Source organism: Chitinophaga sp. 05T412 (genome assembly GCF_056396465.1).
In genome coordinates this window covers 792219-815104 of the sequence record NZ_JBFTLN010000002.1, presented here as the reverse complement: position 1 = coordinate 815104, position 22886 = coordinate 792219, and the positions used below count along the sequence as shown (strand labels likewise).

Here is a 22886-nt window from a genome sequence, read left to right as displayed (position 1 = left end):
AATAACAACTATCGTTTTAATTATCGGCATTCATTTTACCCACCACTTTGTACCCTGCGATGGAATTATCACTGTTTAAAACAGACTGATAATACATGCCGTCTGGTGATAAAAAGTACTGCTGACCGTTTATATTCACGGTGCGGCAATTATCCGGCAATTGTGAAATCATTCCATTATCTGTATTGTTGCCGGCGTCATTATTAGGGGTATTGTTGTTACCCTGATCCGTAATCGTCACGGTTTTGTCGCCAATCTTACCATTTTTGCCCACTACAATGTAACGTCTGCCGTTATCTGTCATGGATTCCTGGTAGTAGGTGCCGTTCAGCTCATAATAGGTGTTCCCATCTACTGTTATTTCCTGTGCACCTTCCGGTAAGTCCGGTACAGCTGCACCTATAGGTGCCTCTACCACTTTGTAGCCTTTGTTATCACCGGTTGATTCATAGTAAGAACCACCATAGTAGTACATTGGACCAAAGGCGGCTCCCAGGGAGAAGTAACCGAAAGGCAGTGTAGATACATATAAGCCTATATGAGGAAAGAACGGATTATAATACGGTCTGTAGTACCGGTAGTACGGCCTTCCGTAGAAGCCATGTCCGTAAATAGGACGATAGCCGTGATAATAGCCTCTGTTGATGGGGGCCACTACTCTTGGAGAACTGATTCTTCCGCCGCCGTAGAAGTGACCGCCGCCTATACGGGCGCCGCCACCACCATGGAAGTGGCCACCTCCGCCACCATGTCGCTGTGCGTCAGCGCTGGTTACTGTCAATGTGCCCAGGAGACCAATCAGCACAAACAGTATATAAAATCTGTTTTTCATTTTCTTAACATTAAGTTGTAATCCTCTTATCAAGTCCTCTATTATTCAACCATCTATTGGACGGTAAAAGGAGCGAAAAGTTTAACTGAACAACTATTATGTGCAAAAATGTGGCCGGTTTTAAACACCTGTATTTACTGGGGACTGGTGGTATTAATGACTGCTGCAAAACGACTGGCTAATTGTCCGATTTCTGCACTTTGGGCCACCTGGCTAATCCATTCCGCGGGAATATTATTGATTCCGTAATGTAACCCGGCTACCGCACCAGCTACCGCTCCGGTGGTATCTGTGTCGCCGCCCAGGTTCACTGCGCGCAGTACGCAGGAGGTATAATCGGTGGTATTCAGCAGGCACCAGAGCGCGCTTTCCAGCGTATGCACCACATAGCCGGAACTATTGATCTGTTGTTCAGAAAAGCCGGCGATCTGTTGTTGTAATACCCGTTCGTAATATTTTAATTCATTGGCGCTAAAGGATTGGTGGGCTACATAAGCATTTACAGATCGTTGCATTTGTAGGTAGGCTTCCTGCATATCCCCGCCAATCAGCAGGGCACGGACAAATTCTACATAAATAAAGCAGCCGATCACAGAGCGGAAATGTTGATGCGTGATACCGGATACTTCTTTTATCACCTGGTAACGTAGATGGATATCCGTTTCTTTCAGCAGAAAAAATGCGATGGGCATCATGCGCATCAGGGAACCATTGCCGTTTTCAAATTCTTCAAATCCACCGCTGACCAGTGGAGATGTGCCTGTAGCTACTCTCTGCAATGCCCGCCGCGTGCCATGGCCAATGTCGAATGCTTCATTATGCGCTCCCCAATATCCCTGTTGCATCCAGCGGACAAAGGTTTGCGCCAGGTGGGGAATATCATATCCGGTGAGCAAGCTTTCTGCTGTGCAGAAGGTCATAGAAGAATCGTCTGAAAAGGTGCCCGGTGGCTGATTCCAACAACCATAGCCGGTAAGGGTGAGGATAGGATTTTCTGAGAGATAGCTACGCGTTTTAAATTCCACTGGTACGCCCAGGGCATCGCCAATAGCTATGCCATAAAAGGCCCCTGTTATTTGTGCTTGCATGGGATACGGTACTAACGTTAAGGTATGTATGAAATACTTGATGGAATATACACCTGATTTGCCAGATCTGATCAATCCCCCATTTTTTTTATACGTTAATTTTTTGATTTACAGGCGTTTCTTTTTATTCAATATTTGTCTAGTCTGTTCATTCCCGTTCATTCCGAAAATGGCGGTAAAAGGTGTTTTTCGTATGGTATCATGCAGTACCTTTGCATTATAACGATCGATATCGTTGAAACATTATACCCATAATGCTTTTTTTAGTTTGTCTGCAACATTATTGATAAACCTTTTAGTAACAGTTAACCCAACTGGAACGCCTAAGTGCAACCGTATCGTACAGTGAAATGCTTAACCCTTCATTGTAGACAAATACTAAAACTGAAACCTAACTCATATGCAATCTTTTTTGTTCAACAGAAAATATCAGACCTGTACTTTTCTTGGTAACTATCATTATCATCTATTCCTTTTTGTACTGAATTAAACAGGCAAAGGGCGTATAATAAATGCCCACTCCGTACCTGTTTTCAAAGCCCGACACCAACTGTATTTCCGGTAGTTTGCCAGGAATAGAATAGGGTGTCATCCCGGGAGAAATAACAACACAGTTGTATGCAGCATCATCGGATTATTTCGGCAACCTGCCGGAACTGGGAGTGATATATCATCTATTCAATCAACGATTTTATCCTTGTTTGTTACCTGCTTAGTTAACCATAACAGCTCATCACAAAGGGTGATAGTTTAAACAGGGACTGTTTATCCAGACAGTCCGTTTTTTCCTGATAATAAGGATGATCTTAGTTATCGTCTTTGCAACAAGTATAAACGGGACCACTTATTCAGGTAGTCCCCCCTGTTTGTAGTGAGCATATAGCGGATACAAATGAAGCAGCTGAAGGAACAGTGCGAATAATGATATTCAAAAAGAAATTGGAGTGCAACATACACGATGGAAGCTTTAAGCACAGGACCGTTTGTCTAGGCGGTCCCTATATGAAATCTATCAATAGGTTGATACCTATCAGCTTATTGTGCCTATAAAATAAAAATGTAGTAAACGCCATATGTTAAAGCCCTCACAGTGTAAATAATGCAAGATCATTTATGCTGCGATTGATTCGGAATCCAGGGACTGTTTATCCAGGCGGTCCCTTTATCTGAAAACGCAGGCTGCTAACACAGCCTTCTATATATAACGTGTTTAATCAACGGGTATTTTGATTTGGGAAAGTAAGGGGCCATTTTTATAGGTGGTCCCTTTATACACCTTCACAGGTCAAGAGTGATGAATACACAATGGATCGGACATACTAAAAAAAGAAGGGGCTGTTTATCCAGGCGGCCCCATTATTTCAAAGACATGGTAATTGCTGTTAATAGCAGCAGTTAGTATAACGTGGCTCAAATGAGGTGGACGCAAATTTAAAACAGGGGCTGTTTATCGAAACAACCCCTTACTTTAATACCAGATTTATATGAAAATGAAAGATTTGGCTATAACTTCGTTTAACCGGCCTTCTCCGGAGGGCCCTGTCAAGAACATTGTAAAAACCGGTTAGCATGCATTATCGTTTCCTCGGAAAATCAGACCTGGCCATCAGCGAAATAGGATTTGGTTGTATGTCGCTCGGTAACAACGATGCGGACAACACACGCCTCCTCCATCACGCCATGGATCAGGGCATTAACTTCTTTGATACCGCTGATCTGTACGACCACGGACAGAACGAAATTACCGTGGGCAAAGCATTACGGCAGAAAAGAGCCGATGTGATTATTGCTTCCAAAGTAGGGAATCAATGGAATGCAGACGGCAACAGCTGGAGCTGGAACCCACGAAAAGGCTATATTTTAGCGACAGTAGAAGGCAGCCTGAAGCGGCTGCAAACAGATTATATCGACTTGTACCAGCTACATGGCGGCACCCTGGATGATCCTATGGATGAGAGCATCGCAGCTTTTGAACTGTTAAAGCAACAAGGAAAAATCAGGCACTATGGTATCTCTTCTATCCGGCCGAATGTTATCCGGGAATACGTGAAACACTCGCAGATGGTTAGCGTCATGATGCAATACAGCTTGCTGGATCGCCGCCCGGAAGAAACCTGTTTCCCGCTGCTGCAGGACCACCATATTGGTGTGCTGGCAAGAGGAAGTGTAGCGAAGGGATTGCTGGTAAATAAACCCGCTGCACCTTATCTTAACTATACGGAAAAGGAAGTTGCCACCGCTGCAGCTGCCATTAAAAATAAGAGTAACGCCGGTCGTGATGCGGCACAAACCGCCCTGCGCTTTGTGCTACAGCAGTCAGCTATCAGCAGTGCGGTGGTAGGAATACGCACCGCAGCACAACTGGAAGATGCCCTGCGCGCGGTACAGGCGCCTGCATTGCTACCGGAAGAAATAGCGGTGTTGCAAGACGCGGTGCCGGTGAATACGTATGACCTGCACCGGTAGTGTAATTGCGACGGGTATTTTGGTCTTTGGCTGGCATTACCCTCAAGCAAAAGCAGTATTCCAGCCATTATAGGAACAGTTCAGGACATCATCACCCGCCGGAATAATAATTGCTCTGCTCTCTGTTTACAGCCCGCTGCATTATTATTGTAAGGCATTAAAGCTCCATGTATGCAAAAATTAAAAGTGGGGATGTTACTGTTCCCTGAGTTAACGATCCTCGATTTTACAGGCCCCTACGATGTATTTATCAAAGCGTCCTGCTTTGAAGTATTGATTATCGGCGCTACCAAAGGGCCGGTTCGTGCGGAAGGAGGATTAACGCTGCAGCCGGATATCGCTATGGCGGATTGTCCGCAGCTCGACATCATTTTTGTACCAGGGGGGAGGGGAATCAATGCGCTGCTGACGGATCAGCCGGTGATGCAATTTCTGCGTGAACAGGCGGTGAAGGCAAAATATATCACGTCCGTATGTACCGGCGCCCTGGTGCTGGCCGCTGCCGGATTACTGGATGGCTACAAGGCTACTACGCATTGGCGCTCGCTGGAGTTATTGCGGATGTTTGGCGTGGAAACAATTGAAGAACGGGTGGTGCGCGACAGAAATCGCATCACCGGCGGCGGAGTCACCGCCGGCATTGACTTCGGACTCCAGCTTACTGCTATCATAGGAGGAGAGGAGCTGGCGAAAGTAATACAACTGCAACTGGAATATAACCCCGAACCTCCTTTCAGAGCGGGTTCTCCCAATACAGCCGGATTACCGGTGCTGCAAAAAGCAAAAGAAATTACCCAGCTGACGTTGGAAACAAGAAAACGAATTATCCGGCAATTACTACAGGATCGGGCTTCGTCATCAATTGAGCTGACCTGATAGCGCGGACTTCTGCCAGACTGATCATCCTGTCTTGTTCAGGGTCCCATACCTTCAACAGGAAGCAGGCGCGGATATCGCGTGGGCTCAATGTTGTGGTTTTAGCATTTTGTAAGGCAGGAATCGCCTTCATTACTTCCGGCAGGCGATAGAAAGGTATACGTGCATTCAGGTGATGAATGTGATGGTAGCCGATGTTGCCGGTAAACCATTTCATCACCGGATTCATGAGCATGTGGCTGGAAGACAGCAAGGCTGCTTTATCATAACACCATTCCTGGTTAACATTGAAAGTTACGCCAGGGAAGTTGTGCTGTGCATAAAAAAGGTAGGCGCCTATTCCGCAGGCAATGGTAAATGGAATGAGGATAAAGAGCATCCAGCTTTGCCATCCCAGGAAATAGATCAGCGCCGCACTGCCACCAAGGTGTATAATGAGCGCCAATAAAGAATCCAGGTGTTTACGCGGACTGCTTAAAAATGATTGTACACACATCCCGAGCATAAACATGGACAAATATCCGGCGGCAATGGTTATTGGGTGGCGGCTGAACAGATAGGTGCGTCTTTCTGCCGGCGTGATGGATTCAAATTTTTTGCGGGTGATGATAGGGTAAGATCCTATGCTGGCGCTGAAAAGCTTGGAATTATGTTTATGGTGGTAATCGTGTGAACGTTTCCAGATGCTGGAAGGCGCCAATACATATACCCCGAAGGTACGCATAATGACTTCTGCTATCCGGGAGTTATGAAGGATGGCGTGGTGCTGGTGATCATGATAAATAACGAACATTCTTACGATCAGTAGTCCTGACAGGATGCTGGCCAGCAGCTGTAGTACCAGGTATGGTAATAGCAGGGTACCGGTTAGTGATAAAACCAACAGTGATAATGTTGACAAGGTGTAGCGCCAGCTTTTGGCTCTGTCTTCACGCGCATATGGCTTGGTAGCCAGTATCAGTTCTTTTCCTTCCAGCATACGGTTAGTTAGGTAAGCTTTGCTAAAGTTGTTTTTGATGTATGATTAAATAACGGCAGGACGTTTATGTTTCCACCGTTTATGCGACCACAGCCAGGTAGCTGGCTGGGAAACGATATCTTCTTCCAGTTTGCGTGTATGCGCCGCCGTAATAGCCCCGTCTTTTTCTTCTGCGGGAGTAGCGGTCAGCAATTCTGCGCTGACGGTGTAATATCCTCTTTTTAAACGTTGTACGGTAACATATACTACCGGATAGTTCATTTTCTGCGCTATTTTCTCCGTACCCTTGAATACCGGGGTATCCTGGTGGAGGAAATGGAGCCATTGAGCCGTCTTAGGCTGTGGCGCCTGATCTGCGATGAAAGCCGTCGCATTTACTTCGCCACGGTTCTGCACCATATCACGGAAGGTATCCTGCATGGCAATCAGTTTGGTGCCAAAACGGGTACGCATACGGTACATTAAGCCATTGAAATGTTTGTTGGCCAGCGGATGATAAATCACATACAACTGCTGACGGCACAGGATACTGAATGTATTACCCGCCCATTCCCAGTTGCCTTTATGCCCCATTACGAGCACGACACTCTTTTTTTCCGCTTCCAGGCGGTTAAACAGCTCCACTGTTTCTGGCGTAAAGCTACAGTGCTTTACCATCGCAGATTTGCTGATAGTGAGCGTTTTAAACGTTTCCAGGAAAAGATCGCAGAGGTAATGATAGAAATCTTTACAGATGCGGTTAATTTCCGCCTCGCTCTTTTCCGGAAAAGAATTACGCAAATTCTGGAGTACTACCTTTTTACGATAGCCCAGCACATAATATAACAACACATATACTGCGTCAGACACCAGATAAAGTACACGGAATGGCAAAAGCGATAGCGCGTAGATCAGCGGTAACAGTAGATTGTAGGCAATAAATGACAATGTGGCACAGGTTTTTGATACTCCGAAAAGTATTATTGAAAACGTAAATATAAATTTTAAAGAACACTTTTCATAGTATCCGTGAAAAAAACGAGGGATCGCATCATTTAGTATCTTTATCCAGTTGACTTGTGTAAACTTTAACAGATACCCATGAAGACCATATCTCTCCTTATAAAATATAGCTGCCTGATAGCAGTAGTCGGCGGCTTTGCGTATTGTGCGCGTAATCCGTATGCGAGCACCAACAAGGTGTACCGGCAACATGCTAAGTCGGATGCGAAAACGCTGCGGCAGCAACCCGGCGGGCTGGCCGGCGCCAATGGCGTAGCTGCCCCATCCTGGGTGGGTACCATTAATTTTAACATGCGTAAGCCTAATCTCGTTATCATTCATCATACGGCTCAGAATTCATGTGAACAAACACTGAAAACGTTTACCATGGAGAAAACCCAGGTAAGCGCTCACTACGTGGTATGTCGTAACGGTGCCATCCATCATATGCTTAACGACTATCTCCGGGCCTGGCACGGAGGCATTGCCAAATGGGGCAACCTGACCGACATCAACTCTTCTTCCATCGGTATTGAACTAGACAATAACGGACACGAACCCTTTGATTCCGCGCAGATTAGCAGCCTGCTCGTATTACTGGATACGCTGCAGCATCGCTATAATATTCCCGCCGCCAACTTCGTAGGCCATGGTGATATTGCTCCTGGCAGAAAAGTAGATCCAAGCGCGTTCTTCCCCTGGCAACAATTGTCTGAAAAAGGCTTCGGCCTCTGGTATAAAGATACCAGCACCACCGTAGTGCCGGCATCTTTTAACCCTTTGTTGGCCCTTCGCATTATAGGTTATGATGTAAAAGATTCTTCCGCCGCCATCATGGCCTTTAAACGCCATTTTATGCCAGCGGACAGCCTGACGGGCCTGAACGATGCAGGGAGAAAAATTCTGCTCAATCTGCAGCAGCAATATCAATGACCTGTTAGGAAGACACCCCAGCTCTCTTTTACCCCTACGATCCCCCCGCATTTATTTTGTGGAGTGAGATAAATATGTTATTTTAATAATGAGTTAGCACCAGCAACCAAAATCTAAGAAAGCATCTTCCGGACTTGTTATATACCTATTCTCCAACTTTCCCTTAATCTATACTTGTTATGAAACCTACTATTAAGTTCCCGTTATTGCTGCTCGCAGCCAGCGCCCTTTTGCTGTGTGTTTCCCGTCAACCCGCCAGCGCCTCCCATCAAACACCCAGCAGGAAAGATTCTTCCTGCCTCGTAAAAACGGAGGTCAGCTACGACTTTGCGGAGAACATGCGCAAAAAAGTAAATGCCATTATCGAAGACAAACTCGCCGGTGGCATTGAAGAAGGTGGAAAAATTACCTGGGAGAATTCTCCCGATGCCCCGGAATACTACCAGGTAGTTTTGCGCAAAACCAAAGTGTCTATTAAGTATAAAGGCACTGTATGCCAGGACAGACAAATCTGGCAAAACATCGAAGACTGTAAAACAGAGCTGAAGAAGTTGCTGAATCTATAGCTTGATTTTTTGTCTCCGGCAGGACTAAACTGATTTTGTTTTTTTGATTTTGTAAGATGAACAAAGCGGAGATAAGAAAGAGATAAATTCTTTCTTATCTCCCTAAATCAAAAATAAAATCAGTTTAATCCTGCTCCAGACAAAATCCGCTTTTGTAAATCTATTTAGTCTATAAATTTTGTAGATTAATATTTGTGCATTAATTTTGACCCCGATATCATACCAAACCATCATACGCCAACAAGTAAATACCAAAATCAGAACGGTGTAACGGGACAACCATGCTCCGCAAAGATCTAAGTCAACTCATAAACTAAGTACTAAGCATGAATTACGTAAAAAGGCTGTTATGCCTGCTGCCAGGGTTACTGTGGCTGCAGCAGAGTATTGCCCAGGAAGTCAGGGTGAGTGGGGTAGTTACCTCCCGTTCCGATGCGCAACGCATACCCGGCGCTATCATACAGTTGAAAGGAAAAAGTCATGGCACACAAACGGATGTCGACGGAAAATATACCATCAGCGCAAACGTAAATGACACACTACAAATTTCCTCCCTTGGTTTCCAGACTACGTTTGAGGTGGTTGGTAGCAACAAGGTGATTAATATCTCCCTGGAAAACAACAACCGGAAACTGGAAGAGGTAGTGGTAACTGCACTCGGTATTTCCCGCGAAAAGAAATCGCTCGGATATGCGGTACAGGAACTAAAATCCAAAGATATTTCCGAAGCCAAAGAAACGAACCTGGTGAACGCGTTATCCGGAAAGATAGCAGGCGTACAGGTAACGAACAGCCAGGGAAACCTTGGCTCTTCCCGCATTGTGATCCGCGGCGAAACGTCTATTGCCGGTAATAACCAACCCCTGTTTGTACTCGATGGTGTGCCGGTAGATAACAGCCAGTTGGGAATTGGTACTGGTCGCGACTTTGCTAACGCCATCTCCGATGTAAACCCGGACGATATCGCTTCCATCAGCGTACTGAAAGGCCCCAACGCCGCAGCGTTGTACGGCTCCCGCGCCTCCAGTGGCGTAATTGTGATCAAAACAAAAACTGGTAAAGATACCAAAGGAGGCCTCGGCATCACCGTGAATTCCGGCGTTACACTGGATAAAGTGCTGATTCTGCCTGACTTTCAGAACAGCTACGGACAAGGTACCGGCGGCCAATTCTCATATAAAGATGGTAAAGGCGGCGGTATCAACGATGGCGTAGATGAAAGCTGGGGACCTAAAATGGATGGTCGCCTCATTCCACAGTTCTTTTCCAACGGAGAAGCGGTGCCTTTTGTAGCGCATCCTAACAACGTAAAAGATTTCTACGTGACCGGCTATACGCTGAACAACGGCTTATCCGTTGGTGGTACAAACGAAAAAATGGATTATCGCTTCTCTTATAATAATACCAAGCAGGAAGGAATTTTGCCTAACACCGGTATTACCCGGAATACCTTTACCGCCAGCAATACCTTTCGTATTACGCCCAAACTCACGCTCAGCACGTATGCGGACTATATACGCAGCGCCGCTGATAACCTGCCGGGTGTAGATGGCAGACGTGGTAACAGCGTTACCCTGCAATTCATCTGGTTTGGCCGTCAGGTAGACGTAAGCAGACTGAAAGATTATAAGAATGCAGATGGTACGGACTACAACTGGAACCATAGTTACTATAGCAACCCTTACTGGATTCAGAATGAAAATACCGTAGGACTGCTGCGCAACCGTTTCCTTGGAAATGCCCGGTTGTCGTATCAGGTGCGCGACTGGCTCACTGCCAACTTCCGCCTGGGTACCGATTATTATACCGACAGACGCAAGTATAAAATAGCTTATTATACTAACGGTACTCCATTTGGGTCTTATACCGAAGACGCCTATACGGTGAGTGAAACCAACGGTGAATTCACCCTGAATGCAAAGAAAAAAGTGGGCAGCGACTTTGATTTCGATGTATTAGCTGGCGCCAACCTGCGCACCAATCAGCTGGAACAAAATTACCAACAAGCGCCTAAACTGGCCGTGAAAGGAGTATATACACTCAATAACTCCCGCGATCCTTTTATCTCCAACAGCTTGCTCAACCGGCAAAAAGTATACAGCGGTTTTGCCTCTGCACAAATAGGTTTCCGCAATTATGCGTTTCTGAACTTAACAGCCCGTAACGACTGGTCTTCCACGTTGCCGTCAGGAAGCAATTCTTACTTCTATCCTTCTGCCAACGCCAGCGTGGTATTATCAGAAGCACTGCATATACAAAGCAACACCTTGTCGCTGTTGAAAGTGCGTGGTGGTTGGGCACAGGTAGGAAAGGATACCGATCCTTATCAGTTGATCAATACGTATCCTTTCAGTCAACCCTTTGGTTCTTTCCCACTGCAAACGGTATCCGACAAATTTTTGAATAAAAACCTCAAACCGGAAATTACTACCTCCACGGAATTTGGTGTGGAAGCAGGATTTGTGGATAACCGCATCCGGTTGGATCTGACTTATTACAATTCGCATAGCCGCAACCAGATACTGCTGGCGGATGTGAGTTCTACTACCGGTTATCTGAAAAAATTACTGAACACCGGAGAAATCAGCAACCAGGGCGTTGAAGTGATGCTGGGATTAACGCCGATATCTACCCGCTCCGGATTTCGTTGGGACCTTAACGTGAACTATGCACGTAACGTAAGTAAAGTACTGGCGCTCGATGCGGATGGATTTTTACAGAACTATGTATTAGGCAGCTCCGGCAATATCCAGGTATTAGCTACTACTGGCGAGCGCTATGGTGCACTCTATGGAACCGCTTACAAAAGAGACAGCGAAAACAGGATACTGGTAAATGCAGATGGTACGCCATCCGTAGATCCTAATAAAAAAATATTGGGCTACTATACCCCGAAATGGACGGGTAGCGTGAATAATAATTTCAGCTTCAAAGGCTTTAACCTGAGTGTGCTGATTGATACCAAACAAGGTGGTTCTATCTGGTCGGGTACTAACTCTACCGGTATGGGAACCGGTGTACTGGCAGCTACCATGCCAGGCCGCGATCAGGAAAACGGTGGGTTGCCTTATTACACAAATGCCACCGGACAAAATATCCAGTTGCCGGATCATAATGCTACTGCACCAGGTGGCGCCACCGTAAAACACGACGGGATTATATTTGATGGTTATACAGCAGATGGAAAAAAGAATACTGCCATTCTTGCTGCTCAAACTTATTACAAAGCAGTGTATAGCAGCAACCTCAATGAAAGTGCGATATACGATGCCTCCTTTGTTAAACTGCGTGAAATCAAACTGGGTTATACTTTGCCGGCATCTATCGTAGGCAGATGGGGACTGCAGGCCGTGAATGTGGCGCTGGTAGCCAGAAACCTCGGATACCTGAGCAAGCATACACCTAACATTGATCCGGAAACCGCCTTCAACACCGGCAACGGCCAGGGATTGGAAACACTGCAAATACCTACTACGCGCAGCTTTGGCATTAACCTGAATGTTTCATTTTAACTATTGACCGATCATGAAAAAGTTGCTGATACCTTTCTATATCATATTTGCCGCCACCTTACTGGCTAGTTGCCAGAAGGACCTGGAGCGTACCAACATCAATCCAAACGAGCCCACCACCGTGGAGCCGGATTACCTGTTGAGCAATGGTATTAAGTCTAACGTAGATACCTACTGGGGACCGGATGCCGCCATGGAAACTTCACTGTTGTATATCCAGTACTGGTCAAAAATTCAATACCCTGATCCGGACCGCTATATTCCGGCATCTACCAATATCCAAACTGTTTGGAATAATTTCTATGCACAGGGGATACAGGATTTTACCACACTGGCGCAGCTGGGTGATAGCCTGCACAACCCAAACTATAAGGCAGCAGGAATTATTATGCGCAGTTGGATTTTTCAACTGTTAACAGACCTGTACGGAGATATTCCTTATTCTCAGTCTGCCAACATTGAAAAATACCTGACGCCCGTATACGATAGCCAGAAGGCGGTATACAGAGGCTTGTTAGCAGAATTAAAAGGCGCTACTCAAATCATTACGCCCAGCGCCAATCCTATTCAGGGCGACTCTTTATTTGCCGGCGATATGAATGGCTGGAAACGATTCGCCAACGGATTACGCAGTCGTATTGCCCTGCGCATTGCAGACCGTGATCCAGAAGCAGCCAAAGCAGTATTCGCAGAACTGGCTGCAGAAGGCAACTTCCTGCTGGGGCCGTCCGATCGGGAAGCAAGACTGATTTATCTTACCTCGCCTAACCAGAATCCGGTAGGAAGAAACCGGGAAACCAGGAACGACTATCGCATCAGTAAAACAGTGATAGATCGGTTAAAAGCACTGAAAGACCCACGGTTAAGCATATACGCAGCGTTGCCTAAAGAACCGGGTTCCACTGACTATGTAGGAGTTACAAATGGTTTGTCTGCAGACTCTGCATCCCGGCTGGGTTTCAGCAAAACATCCGATGTGGGTGCGGTATTTACGGCTACTCAGGCGCCGGCATGGATATTTACTTATGCAGAGCAATTGTTTATCCTGGCAGAAGCGGCGCAGCGTAACCTGATCAGCGGTAATGCGGCAGATCTCTATCAACAGGCTATCCGGGCTTCTTTCAAACAGTATGGTATCACCGGCAAACCAGTAGATGATTATCTGGCGCAACCAACAGTTACCTATGATGCCAATAATTATAAGAAATCCATCGGAGAACAAAAGTGGCTGGCATTGTTCAGCGAAGGCCTGGAAGCTTTTGCTGAATGGAGAAGACTGGATTATCCACAACTCACACCAGCTTATACCGGTGCTTTGCAGGGAAAAATGCCATTGCGTTTAACCTATCCATCGAGCGAGCAGGCATTGAACGGCAAAAACTATAAAGCTGCGGTTGCCCGTCAGGGAGCGGATTTATTGACTACTAAAGTATGGTTTGATCTGTATTAAGCAGAAAGCATAAAGCGCAAAGCATAAAGCTATTGAAGCGATTGATAAGAGTGGGTATTGAATTACTCATTTGCTCTTATCAATCGCTTCAATAGCTTTTTGCTTTACCGATTACTTTTTCGCTCTATACCGCATAATCTCCACGCCAGCTTCAATCACGGGGCCTATGCCATGGAAGTCGTTTAACTCCGTAGGGCGATTATAATAGAAAGAAAGATCGGCAGAAGTATTGGTGCCAATGCATACATCTTTCAGTTGTCCATCTTCCTGTATTTTTTCCTTTACCAATCCTTCCCATCCACGTTCTGCAATGGTGATATAGCGTTTGTCGAGCCAGCCTTCATTAACGGCTCTGGCGATGGAATAAACAAACATGGCGGTGCAGGAAGTTTCTGTGTAAGAATCTGTGCGGTCCAATACCTGGTGGAATAAGCCATTGGCGCCCTGGTATTTTGCTACGCCGAGAATTTGTTGCGTGAGGTCATCGATTACTTTTTGTCTGCCGGGATGGTTGGCCGGCAGGTAGTTCAACAGCTGTACTTTGGCCAGCATGATCCAGCCGTTAGCGCGTCCCCAGTGGGCTACGCCCTGTCTTTGCAGGTCTTGATAATAATAATGTACATATAGTTCTGTGCGGGCATCCCAGAGGTAATGCGTGAAATGTTGTACCTGTGCTACGGCGTCATCGAAGTAGCTGTTATCGTTGGTGAGCTGTCCCATACGGGCGAGGAAAGGAACGCTCATGTAAAGATCATCTCCCCATAAGGTCCATTTATATGGATTAGGGCGGCATAAGGTGCCGTCTGGCAGCCGTTCCTGCACTTTGCTGATATGATGTGCCGCTTTGTCGATGTAGGCCTTGTAATCGCTTCTTTTTACGGTATGGTATACATCCAGCAGGCTGGCGCCCATGGCGCCGCAATCATCCAGTACCCGGGTGTTGATGAGTTGATTAAACGGGAAGTTCTTATACTTTACGCCTTTTTTGCTGAGGGCTTCAAAGTACGCGTAGTTATCGAAAGCAAATGCCACATGCTTTTGGGCGAAGGCGTTGTATTTATCGTCTTTGAGATAGTTGCCCAGGTCCACCATAGCAATGTTGAGTACCCCGTTTGGATAATGCCATTCGCTCAGGTGGTCGGAGATGAGGGCGTTGGTGCCGGCAGGAATTTCTTTGCTGGTATTCCAGGTTTGCTGGTTATCGCCTTTGAATTGAAAGGCGGCATGTGCAATGGCATAGTCGGCTACTCTTTTTACTACCGCCAGATCAGCGGAATTGTCCTGGGTACGGGCGGTGAGGGGCATGGCCAGTCCCAGGTATAACAGGAATTTTAGCTTTTTCATATATAGTACGTGGTTTATACTAACAATATAATGCGCTTTACTGATTAATGCAAACGATTGCATAAAAATAACTTGGCTATTAATATAATTTATTTTAATTATGTGTTTKAGAATGATTAGTTTTGGATTAACAGGCCTATGAACCGCTAACGTTATCGGCCCTACGAAGAAGTTACGATCATGAATAGAATAGTTTTATTGCTCACAGTAACCATGCTGGCCGCTTGTCATCAGTCCAAACCGGAAGAACCAGACACGCTGGCGGTAGCCGCACCCGCTACCACCATTCAGGCACTCACCGCTGCAGACGACTCCATGCTGGAACCACATCGCCGCCACAATATTTCCTGGGATAAGGTGGAAGTCTTCGAATTTTCGAAGGCACTGATCAATGGCAAAGTACCGTTGTTCACTAACCGGCAGCGCCTCGAAAGCAGCATCGCCCCGGCAGATAGCATCGTTTCTACTGCCAACGAAGACATCTGCGGATCACAGTTTGATGAAGACTTTAGCTACTTCTATCTGGATGGCTCTACGTTTGAACTATGCAAAGACTCTCTTGCCTGCGAAGAATTTGTATTCTCGCCGGCTCATGAATTGAAACTGGGCAAAATAACCCTGACCCGCAATACCAGCTGGGAAGACGTTAGAAGGCTTTTCCCTAACGCAGTGTTGCAGGCAGAAAATGAAGGGAAAACAGATATGATCACCCTCCGGGACTCCTATAGTATGGATAGCGACAGCAGTGTACAGTTATACTTCGAAAACGGAAAACTGGTACGCGCAGTGAATTTTAATCCCTGCTGAGGATTACAAGAGGGTATAACTTAAACTCCTGGCGCCTACGGCTTACCTATCCTTTAGTACTTCTCCCGATATTTTGTTGCAGGTGAGCAAATGGTGATTGCTTTCCTTATTTTTGACGATCATGCTGTCGGAAGAAACATATATGGAGGATGGTTGGAGAATGCTGCTAAACGGCCAGGAGGCCGCCATGCTGGCGTTATATGATGCGCATTATATAGGCATGTTTAATTATGGGATGAAGTTAACCGGCAACCGGGAACGCGCTTCAGAATGTATTACCCAGGTACTGCTGGACCTGTGGGACAAACGCCATACCCTGCCGGAAGTGGAAAATGTACGGGCCTACCTGCTCACCTGTATCCGTCATAAGCTCATGGCAGAAGTAAAAGCGGACCGTCGCCGGGAACAACGCCACCACGCCTTCGAAGCCGGCCGCGAACAAACCGAAATGGCTTATGAACAACTGCTGATCTCCGCACAATCTGATAAAACACTCAAACAACGACTGGAAAAGGCTTTGGCCAAACTGGCGCCGCGGCAGCTGGAACTGCTGCGCCTCCGCTATTTCGAAGACCGGGACTATGATGAAATAGCAGTTATTTGTAATGTAACCAAAAGGACCGCCTACAACAGTATCCACGACGCTATTAAAATTTTAAGGGCAGAACTCAGCCGGGATGGCAGTGATGATACGCATTTATACAGTATTCCTCTATTGGTATTGGTCATGTTAACCCTCTCGTAAAAAAAATATATTTTTTTTGGGTAGTAAAAAGTAGAAGTCGTGTTCTCTATAGGAAAAGGAGGGATGTTTTATGTCTGATTTTCAGGATTATCATAGTGAGGATTTTTTACAGGAGCCTTCTTTCTGCCGGTATTGTTTGGGTGTAGACGCCAGCGCGGTGCGTTTCTGGGATGACTGGATCAGGGCGCATCCGGAGAAAGCTGCCGCTGTAAAAGAAGCAAAGGAATTGTATTATGTGCTGAATGGAAATATTACGGCATCCACTTTTGCAAAAGAGCGTCGTCGCTTTGAACAAGCCTTCCAGCAACATTTACAGGCGCCGCCGGTAAAAACCATATCACCGGTATGGAGAATATTGGCCCGCGCCGCTGTTATCGCTTTACTCATCAATATCGCGGGATTTGCCGTATACCAGTATAAAAAACAGCAACGTCACCGTAACTACAGCAGCGTAGCGGGCGAAAGGAAATCATTCCAGCTGCCGGATGGTACCAGCGTTATGCTCAATGCCAATAGCCATATCACCATGGCTAGCCAGTTTAATAAAGATACCCGTGAAGTAACACTCATAGGAGAAGCCTTCTTTGACGTATCCACGGTGGCCAACAAACCTTTTATTGTACACACCAGCAAAATGGATATACGCGTGTTAGGTACCTCCTTTAATGTACGCGCCTATCCGGAAGACAATGTAGTAGCTGCTGCGCTGATAAAAGGAAAGGTGGAAGTCACCATTCGTGGAGAGCGCAATAGAAAAGTGATTTTGCAGGCCGCGCAAAAAATTACCGTACCAATAGTGGAAAGCCACTCAGCACGGGCACAGGTAGTGCCCATTGCAAAGGTGGCGCTCAATCCAAGAGATAGCGCAGCTGTAGAAACCTCCTGGACCCGCAACCGCCTGGTGATGACAGACATGCCGCTGGGCGCAGCCGCCACAGAAATGAGCCGGTGGTATGGTGTGAAAATTACTGTGGATAGTGCCATTGCCAACAAATACCGGTATACTGCCACTTTCGAGAAAGAAACCGTAGAACAGGCACTGAAGGCCATGCAAGCCTCTGTTCCTTTTCACTACAATATTGTGAACAACGAAATATTTATCAGCCAATAAAAAGAAAATGAATACTTATCTAGACCAACCATTTTCTAACCACTAAAAAAGGGAACGCCTAAGCGCTCCCTCCAGTTAAGTTACGGAAACAGGGCTTTTGCCGGGCGTCTGTTTCCCATTATGGACATTAACCAACTAAATGTATGAAAAAATTTAGTCTACGGACTGCACTTATCGTGCATGCCGGCAGGAGCATTCTTTGTCGTGTTACGGGAATGACCATGCTATTACTGCTACTCTGCAGTATCCACACGTTCGCCGCCAGGCTTCAACAAAACATCCGATTATCCCTGCACCTGAAGAAAGTACCGCTGACAAAGGTTTTTAGCGCTATTGAACAAAAGTCAGGATTGCGCTTTGTGTATGGAAACAATATTATTCCTGCCGACAAGCTGATATCCATTGATGTGGATAATGTAACGCTAACGGATATACTGAAAGAAGTATTGCAGGGCACCGGACTTGGATTCTCCAGCACCGAAACTAACCTGGTAGTGATTAGTCAGCAACCAGCGCCCGCAAAACAGGAGCGCATTATCAAAGGAAAAGTACTGGATGAAGCCCACAATCCATTACCCGGTGTAACGGTGATGCTGAAAAATATGCAGGCCGGAAATAATACCAATGCGAAAGGTGAATTCGCTATTGCCGTTTCAGAAAGCAATCCTGTACTGGTAATTACCAGTATGGGGTTTATGTCTAAAACAGTGGAAGTGGGAGAGAAGTCCTACCTGGAAATTATCCTTTCTCCAAATATTTCCCTGTTGCAGCAGGTGGTGGTAACCGGTTATCAAACCATTTCAAAAGAAAGAAGCGCCGGTTCATTTACAAAAGTAGAGGGTACTCAGTTGCAGCAAAAGTCCGGCAGCATGAGTGTGGTGGATCGTTTGGAAGGATTGGTGCCTGGGTTTGCCGTGAATAACAGCGCCGGTGCAGATAAATTTCTGATAAGAGGGGTATCCAGTGTAAACGCCAGCAGACGGCCATTATTTGTGGTAGACAATGTACCCATGTCTAATGACTACATCACCGACTTCATCAACCCCAATGATGTGGAAAGCATTACTTTCCTGAAAGACGCTACCGCAGCTTCTATCTGGGGCGCTAATGCAGCTAACGGTGTGGTGGTGATCACTACCCGTAAAGGAAAAGATCAGCAGCGCCGCATCAAAATGAACTATGATGGTTTCGTGTCTTTTAGAGGATTACCAGACTATAGTTATCAACATAAAATGAACGGTCGCCAGTTTGTCAATGCCGCTAAGGAAGTATTTAATCCGTCGTCGTACCCCTGGAAAACTGTCACTGCTCCGGGCGTAGGTAATTCAGATCCGATTGTATATCCGCATGAGCAAATATTATACGATCAGGCCAACGGCTTGATTACATCAGATGTAGCGAATGCGCGACTCGATTCACTGGCCGGATTAAATAATCGTAGTCAGATAGATAAATACCTGCAACAACCTGCACTGCTCACCAATCATAGCCTCTCATTTACCGGTGGTAGCCAGTTCCATTCTTATTATGGTTCTGTGTCATACACCAATCAGGAGCAAACCAATAAGGCGGCTATGAATCGTTATCAGCTGAACCTGCGCCAGGACTTTATATTCAGCAAAAGTGTGAAGGCAGATGTGACCGTGAATTTATCGCAGCAGAAATCGACTCGTTTCCTGATCCCATCTCTCCCTGATCTCAATACTTACCTCCCTTACGCCATGCTAGCGGATGCAGCCGGTAATCCATTGTCACAGGCTTACCTGCAGATGTATCAGCCATACCGGCAAAATGCAGAGAATAAAAGTGGATTGAACCTGAACTATATTCCTCTGAAAGAATCCGGTTATACCACCAACAACGATAGTACTACCGGCGCGGTGCGTGCTAATGCCGGGCTGAATATAAAATTATGGAAAGGGCTCACCTACGATGGAAGATTCCAATACCAGCAGGTGAATACCAACATGCAAACATTCTACGATCAACAGTCGTATAAAACACGTTATGAACTGGTGCATTTTACACAGGCCGCTCCTACACCCGGTGCGCGCCCAGTATACTTCCTGCCGGAATCAGGCGGGCAATATCAAACCTATACCGCACAGAATGTTTCCTGGACAGCCCGTAATCAGCTGATGTACGATAACAGCTTCAAGGCACACCAACTTACTTTCCTGGCTGGTACGGAAGTGCGTGGCGATAGAACCCGTTCTTTCTCTTCTACCCGCAGAGGATTTAACTACCAGACACAAACTTATAATGTGTTTGATGAAAAAACGCTGCAAACCACAGGGGTAACCAATCCGGTAATTGGCAACAATACGGCTACCAGGAGTACTTTATCAGGAAACCCCATTGCAGTAGGAGAAATAGAAACCCGCTTTTTTTCTTTGTATGCGAACGGTGCTTATACCTATAAACAACGGTATAATCTGAATGGTAGCGTGCGTATGGACCAATCGAACCTGTTTGGTACAGAGAAAAGTCAGCAGTACAAACCGATCTGGTCTGCCGGTGCGGGCTGGATCATCAGCAATGAATCTTTCTTTGCTATTAAATCTGTGAACCGCCTGAATATCCGTGCCACGTACGGATTGGGAGGCAATGCACCATTGCCCGGATCTGGTAGTTCTGTAGATATTGTACTAGCAGAAAGCAGTCCGCTGTTTAACAGCGTAGGCATTGGTTACCGCCCATTGATGCCCGGTAATAAAATGCTGACCTGGGAACGTACGAAGATGATGAATATCGGAGTTGATTTCGATTTGTTCGATAGTCGCCTGAGTGGCGCTATAGACGTATACCGCAAGAAAACCATCGACCTGCTGGGCTCTCAGCCATTAGACAGAACAGCGGGCTGGTATTTTGGGTATGCTAACCTTGGTGATATGCTGAATAAGGGAATCGACCTGCAGCTCAACAGCCGAAACATAGTAAGGGGGCGTTTCTCCTGGAGTACGTTGTTTACCCTTGGCTACAATAAAAACAAGGTGTTGAAATTAAACCGCAACACACCGCTCACCCCTTCGAACAAAGCGAATGTAGGCTTTGTGGAAGGTTATCCTGCTTACGGTTTCTTCGCGTATAAATGGGCAGGACTGGACGCTTTGGGCGATCCACAGGTAACTACTGCCGGGGGTAAAACCGTGAAAAACTCTTCCGGCGTTGTAGCCGACGACCTGCATTATGCCGGGGTGTCGCAACCCGCCTGGTATGGTGGCGTGACCAACAGTTTCCGTTACGGCAGTTTTGATCTGTCGTTCCTGGTAGTCTATAACCTGGGATATCAGATGAGGAGAGATGTGAATACTTTTTATTCCGGCAGGTTAACCGCTAATCTCCCGGCTTCTTTTGAAGACCGCTGGAAGCAACCGGGTGATGAAGCGCACACCAATGTCCCTTCTTATGTACCATTGAATGCCCAGAACATTGCGCGTCGCTCCACGGAGTTGTATCAACAGGCGGATATCAATATTGTTTCCGCATCGTACATCAAACTTCGTGATCTGACGGTGGGTTGGAATTTGCCGGTTAGTGTGATCAATCATGCCTGGATGGAAAGCTGCCGTATCTACACACAAATGAATAATGTGATGCTGTGGAAAGCCAATAAAGACGGGATAGATCCGGAATATTTCAGGCTGATGTACGGCGTAAGAGCACCCGCTATGAAACCATTCTTTACAGTAGGCGTGAACGTTAGGTTTAAATAATCTATTAAAACTGGTAACATGATCAACAAACAACTAATATATATTGGGGTAACAGTAGGGCTGCTGATGAGCGCTTCCTGTACCAAATTCCTGGATATAACACCCAAAGGAAAAGACACGCCACGTACACTGGATCAGTACAATGGCCTGTTCAACAGCACTAACCTGATGAATTACGGCGATGTGTTGCAAAATGCGGATGGCAGCACCAGTTCAAAAGGTGGCGCGGATATGTGTGTGATGATGGGTGACGACGTGATTACAGATTCTGCCTATCTCTCCCTGATGGATCTTTCCTATCAGAATGGCTATGCCTGGAAAGATAATTTGTATTTGCCCGATGCCGATGCGGTAGAATGGGGTACTTTCTACGGCCAGAACTACACCTACAACGTAGTGGCGAATAACGTGATGTCTGTTGTGGATGATAACCTGCCAAAGAAAAAGGCATTATTGGCGGAGGCCAGAACAGGTCGCGCCCTGATGCACTTTATGCTGTTAAACTATTTTGCAAAGCCTTATGATCCCGCTACAGCGGCCACAGATCCGGGTGTACCATTGGTAACTACTGCCAATGCGGTGGCTTCCGGATTTAAGAGAGCCCGTGTACAGGAAGTATATGACTATATCATTAATGAACTGGTATCCGCCATTCCAGACCTGCCGGAGGTAACGCCTATGCGCTTGCGCATGGGCAAGTCCGCCGGATATTACATATTGGGACAGGTATATTTTACAATGGGGAAATATGACCTGGCGCTGGCTGCCCTGCAGCAATGTAAAACATCCCTGAGCAATACAGCGGTGCCTTTACAATTCTACGATTATAATAAAGTGATGCCTACCTGGACATCGCCGTTTATGCCCAGCTATGGCGCTTTCAATATGCCTCAGGCATTCGATAACCAGGAAAATATTTACCTGAAACAGGTTATTCTGCTCACTTTTTCATTTGCCAATGTAGCGATGTTAAGTCCTGCCGTACTGGCAAAATATGATCCTGCTGACCTGCGGCTCAAGTTTTTTTACGGAACCGATTATTTCACGGGTAGTATTCAACTCCCTTACTTGCTGCATAACTCGCCGCTCGCGATTAACTTCGGTCCCTCTCTTCCCGGCCTGTACCTGATGCTGGCAGAATGCAAGGCCCGCACTGGCGATCTGGCTGGCGCAACAGCAGACCTGATCACCCTTCGCAGTAATCGTTTGCCCGCTGCCAAAGCTGGTGTAGACGCCACTACACAGGAAGGCCTTATCCGATTTGCAGTAGATGAAAGACTCCGGGAATATGCGTGTACAGGTATGCGTTGGTTTGATATGCGCCGCCTGTCTAACGACCCGCTATTCAAAAATGTAACCTACACCCACCAATTGGGTTCAGCCACTTTTACCCTGCCTAAAAAACGTCTGACACTTAAAATTCCGCCTAAGATTTTAATGCTGAATCCAGGTATGGAAGACAATCCTTAATCAATAAAAT

The 22886-nt window shown here is 46.3% G+C and carries 16 protein-coding genes; 11 read left to right on the top strand and 5 right to left on the bottom strand.

Going from position 1 to position 22886, the window contains the following annotated elements:
- Positions 1-16: 16 nt before the first annotated feature.
- Positions 17-832, bottom strand: coding sequence for a DUF6515 family protein (locus AC1DFM_RS06965; protein ID WP_477075977.1), 816 nt, complete (start codon positions 830-832; stop codon positions 17-19).
- Between the two features lie 134 nt (positions 833-966).
- Complete coding sequence (locus AC1DFM_RS06960; protein ID WP_477075976.1) at positions 967-1920, bottom strand: ADP-ribosylglycohydrolase family protein; 954 nt, start codon at positions 1918-1920, stop codon at positions 967-969.
- Between the two features lie 1569 nt (positions 1921-3489).
- On the opposite strand from AC1DFM_RS06960, the gene AC1DFM_RS06955 reads away from it, so the two are divergent.
- Together AC1DFM_RS06955 and AC1DFM_RS06950 are read left to right on the top strand one after the other, a co-directional pair.
- Positions 3490-4386, top strand: a complete 897-nt coding sequence (locus tag AC1DFM_RS06955) for an aldo/keto reductase (RefSeq protein ID WP_477075975.1) — start codon at positions 3490-3492, stop codon at positions 4384-4386.
- Positions 4387-4557: 171 nt separating this feature from the next.
- On the top strand, positions 4558-5262 hold the full coding sequence (locus AC1DFM_RS06950) for a DJ-1/PfpI family protein (RefSeq protein ID WP_477075974.1): 705 nt from the start codon (positions 4558-4560) through the stop codon (positions 5260-5262).
- On the opposite strand, the gene AC1DFM_RS06945 is transcribed toward AC1DFM_RS06950, so the two are convergent.
- Positions 5210-6241, bottom strand: coding sequence for a fatty acid desaturase family protein (locus tag AC1DFM_RS06945; RefSeq protein WP_477075973.1), 1032 nt, complete (start codon positions 6239-6241; stop codon positions 5210-5212). The genes AC1DFM_RS06950 and AC1DFM_RS06945 overlap by 53 nt on opposite strands.
- A 45-nt stretch (positions 6242-6286) precedes the next feature.
- Positions 6287-7168, bottom strand: coding sequence for a lysophospholipid acyltransferase family protein (locus AC1DFM_RS06940; protein ID WP_477075972.1), 882 nt, complete (start codon positions 7166-7168; stop codon positions 6287-6289).
- Positions 7169-7321: 153 nt separating this feature from the next.
- Between AC1DFM_RS06940 and AC1DFM_RS06935 the strand changes: the two genes are divergently transcribed.
- The 4 genes from AC1DFM_RS06935 to AC1DFM_RS06920 all read left to right on the top strand — a co-directional run bounded on the left by AC1DFM_RS06935 (position 7322) and on the right by AC1DFM_RS06920 (position 13683).
- Positions 7322-8155, top strand: coding sequence for an N-acetylmuramoyl-L-alanine amidase (locus tag AC1DFM_RS06935; RefSeq protein WP_477075971.1), 834 nt, complete (start codon positions 7322-7324; stop codon positions 8153-8155).
- 179 nt (positions 8156-8334) lie between these two features.
- Positions 8335-8721, top strand: coding sequence for a hypothetical protein (locus tag AC1DFM_RS06930; RefSeq protein ID WP_477075970.1), 387 nt, complete (start codon positions 8335-8337; stop codon positions 8719-8721).
- A gap of 326 nt (positions 8722-9047) precedes the next feature.
- Positions 9048-12233: a SusC/RagA family TonB-linked outer membrane protein gene (locus tag AC1DFM_RS06925; protein ID WP_477075969.1), complete on the top strand. Its 3186-nt coding sequence runs from the start codon at positions 9048-9050 to the stop codon at positions 12231-12233.
- Between the two features lie 13 nt (positions 12234-12246).
- Positions 12247-13683, top strand: a complete 1437-nt coding sequence (locus tag AC1DFM_RS06920) for a SusD/RagB family nutrient-binding outer membrane lipoprotein (protein WP_477075968.1) — start codon at positions 12247-12249, stop codon at positions 13681-13683.
- Between the two features lie 111 nt (positions 13684-13794).
- Here the strand turns inward: AC1DFM_RS06920 and AC1DFM_RS06915 are convergent, their stop codons facing one another.
- The gene (locus AC1DFM_RS06915) at positions 13795-15027 is read right to left on the bottom strand and encodes a glycoside hydrolase family 88/105 protein (RefSeq protein ID WP_477075967.1); all 1233 of its coding nucleotides are present in this window, start codon (positions 15025-15027) and stop codon (positions 13795-13797) included.
- 180 nt (positions 15028-15207) lie between these two features.
- Between AC1DFM_RS06915 and AC1DFM_RS06910 the strand changes: the two genes are divergently transcribed.
- From AC1DFM_RS06910 to AC1DFM_RS06890, 5 genes are all read left to right on the top strand, one after another.
- The gene (locus AC1DFM_RS06910) at positions 15208-15834 is read left to right on the top strand and encodes a hypothetical protein (RefSeq protein WP_477075966.1); all 627 of its coding nucleotides are present in this window, start codon (positions 15208-15210) and stop codon (positions 15832-15834) included.
- Between the two features lie 121 nt (positions 15835-15955).
- A complete protein-coding gene (locus AC1DFM_RS06905; RefSeq protein ID WP_477075965.1) occupies positions 15956-16579 on the top strand; it encodes an RNA polymerase sigma factor in 624 nt (207 codons plus the stop codon).
- Positions 16580-16649: 70 nt separating this feature from the next.
- The gene (locus AC1DFM_RS06900; protein ID WP_477075964.1) at positions 16650-17690 is read left to right on the top strand and encodes a FecR family protein; all 1041 of its coding nucleotides are present in this window, start codon (positions 16650-16652) and stop codon (positions 17688-17690) included.
- 143 nt (positions 17691-17833) lie between these two features.
- Positions 17834-21406, top strand: a complete 3573-nt coding sequence (locus AC1DFM_RS06895) for a SusC/RagA family TonB-linked outer membrane protein (RefSeq protein ID WP_477075963.1) — start codon at positions 17834-17836, stop codon at positions 21404-21406.
- 18 nt (positions 21407-21424) lie between these two features.
- Positions 21425-22876 carry a RagB/SusD family nutrient uptake outer membrane protein gene (locus tag AC1DFM_RS06890; protein WP_477075962.1) on the top strand — a complete coding sequence of 484 codons (1452 nt, stop codon included), beginning with the start codon at positions 21425-21427 and terminating at the stop codon, positions 22874-22876.
- Positions 22877-22886 lie beyond the last annotated feature (10 nt).

Coding starts and splice junctions, on each gene's coding strand:
- AC1DFM_RS06965 (WP_477075977.1), bottom strand. CDS start 832: ATGAAAAACAGATTTTATATACTGTTTGTGCTGATTGGTCTCCTGGGC.
- AC1DFM_RS06960 (WP_477075976.1), bottom strand. CDS start 1,920: ATGCAAGCACAAATAACAGGGGCCTTTTATGGCATAGCTATTGGCGAT.
- AC1DFM_RS06955 (WP_477075975.1), top strand. CDS start 3,490: ATGCATTATCGTTTCCTCGGAAAATCAGACCTGGCCATCAGCGAAATA.
- AC1DFM_RS06950 (WP_477075974.1), top strand. CDS start 4,558: ATGCAAAAATTAAAAGTGGGGATGTTACTGTTCCCTGAGTTAACGATC.
- AC1DFM_RS06945 (WP_477075973.1), bottom strand. CDS start 6,241: ATGCTGGAAGGAAAAGAACTGATACTGGCTACCAAGCCATATGCGCGT.
- AC1DFM_RS06935 (WP_477075971.1), top strand. CDS start 7,322: ATGAAGACCATATCTCTCCTTATAAAATATAGCTGCCTGATAGCAGTA.
- AC1DFM_RS06930 (WP_477075970.1), top strand. CDS start 8,335: ATGAAACCTACTATTAAGTTCCCGTTATTGCTGCTCGCAGCCAGCGCC.
- AC1DFM_RS06925 (WP_477075969.1), top strand. CDS start 9,048: ATGAATTACGTAAAAAGGCTGTTATGCCTGCTGCCAGGGTTACTGTGG.
- AC1DFM_RS06920 (WP_477075968.1), top strand. CDS start 12,247: ATGAAAAAGTTGCTGATACCTTTCTATATCATATTTGCCGCCACCTTA.
- AC1DFM_RS06915 (WP_477075967.1), bottom strand. CDS start 15,027: ATGAAAAAGCTAAAATTCCTGTTATACCTGGGACTGGCCATGCCCCTC.
- AC1DFM_RS06910 (WP_477075966.1), top strand. CDS start 15,208: ATGAATAGAATAGTTTTATTGCTCACAGTAACCATGCTGGCCGCTTGT.
- AC1DFM_RS06905 (WP_477075965.1), top strand. CDS start 15,956: ATGCTGTCGGAAGAAACATATATGGAGGATGGTTGGAGAATGCTGCTA.
- AC1DFM_RS06900 (WP_477075964.1), top strand. CDS start 16,650: ATGTCTGATTTTCAGGATTATCATAGTGAGGATTTTTTACAGGAGCCT.
- AC1DFM_RS06895 (WP_477075963.1), top strand. CDS start 17,834: ATGAAAAAATTTAGTCTACGGACTGCACTTATCGTGCATGCCGGCAGG.
- AC1DFM_RS06890 (WP_477075962.1), top strand. CDS start 21,425: ATGATCAACAAACAACTAATATATATTGGGGTAACAGTAGGGCTGCTG.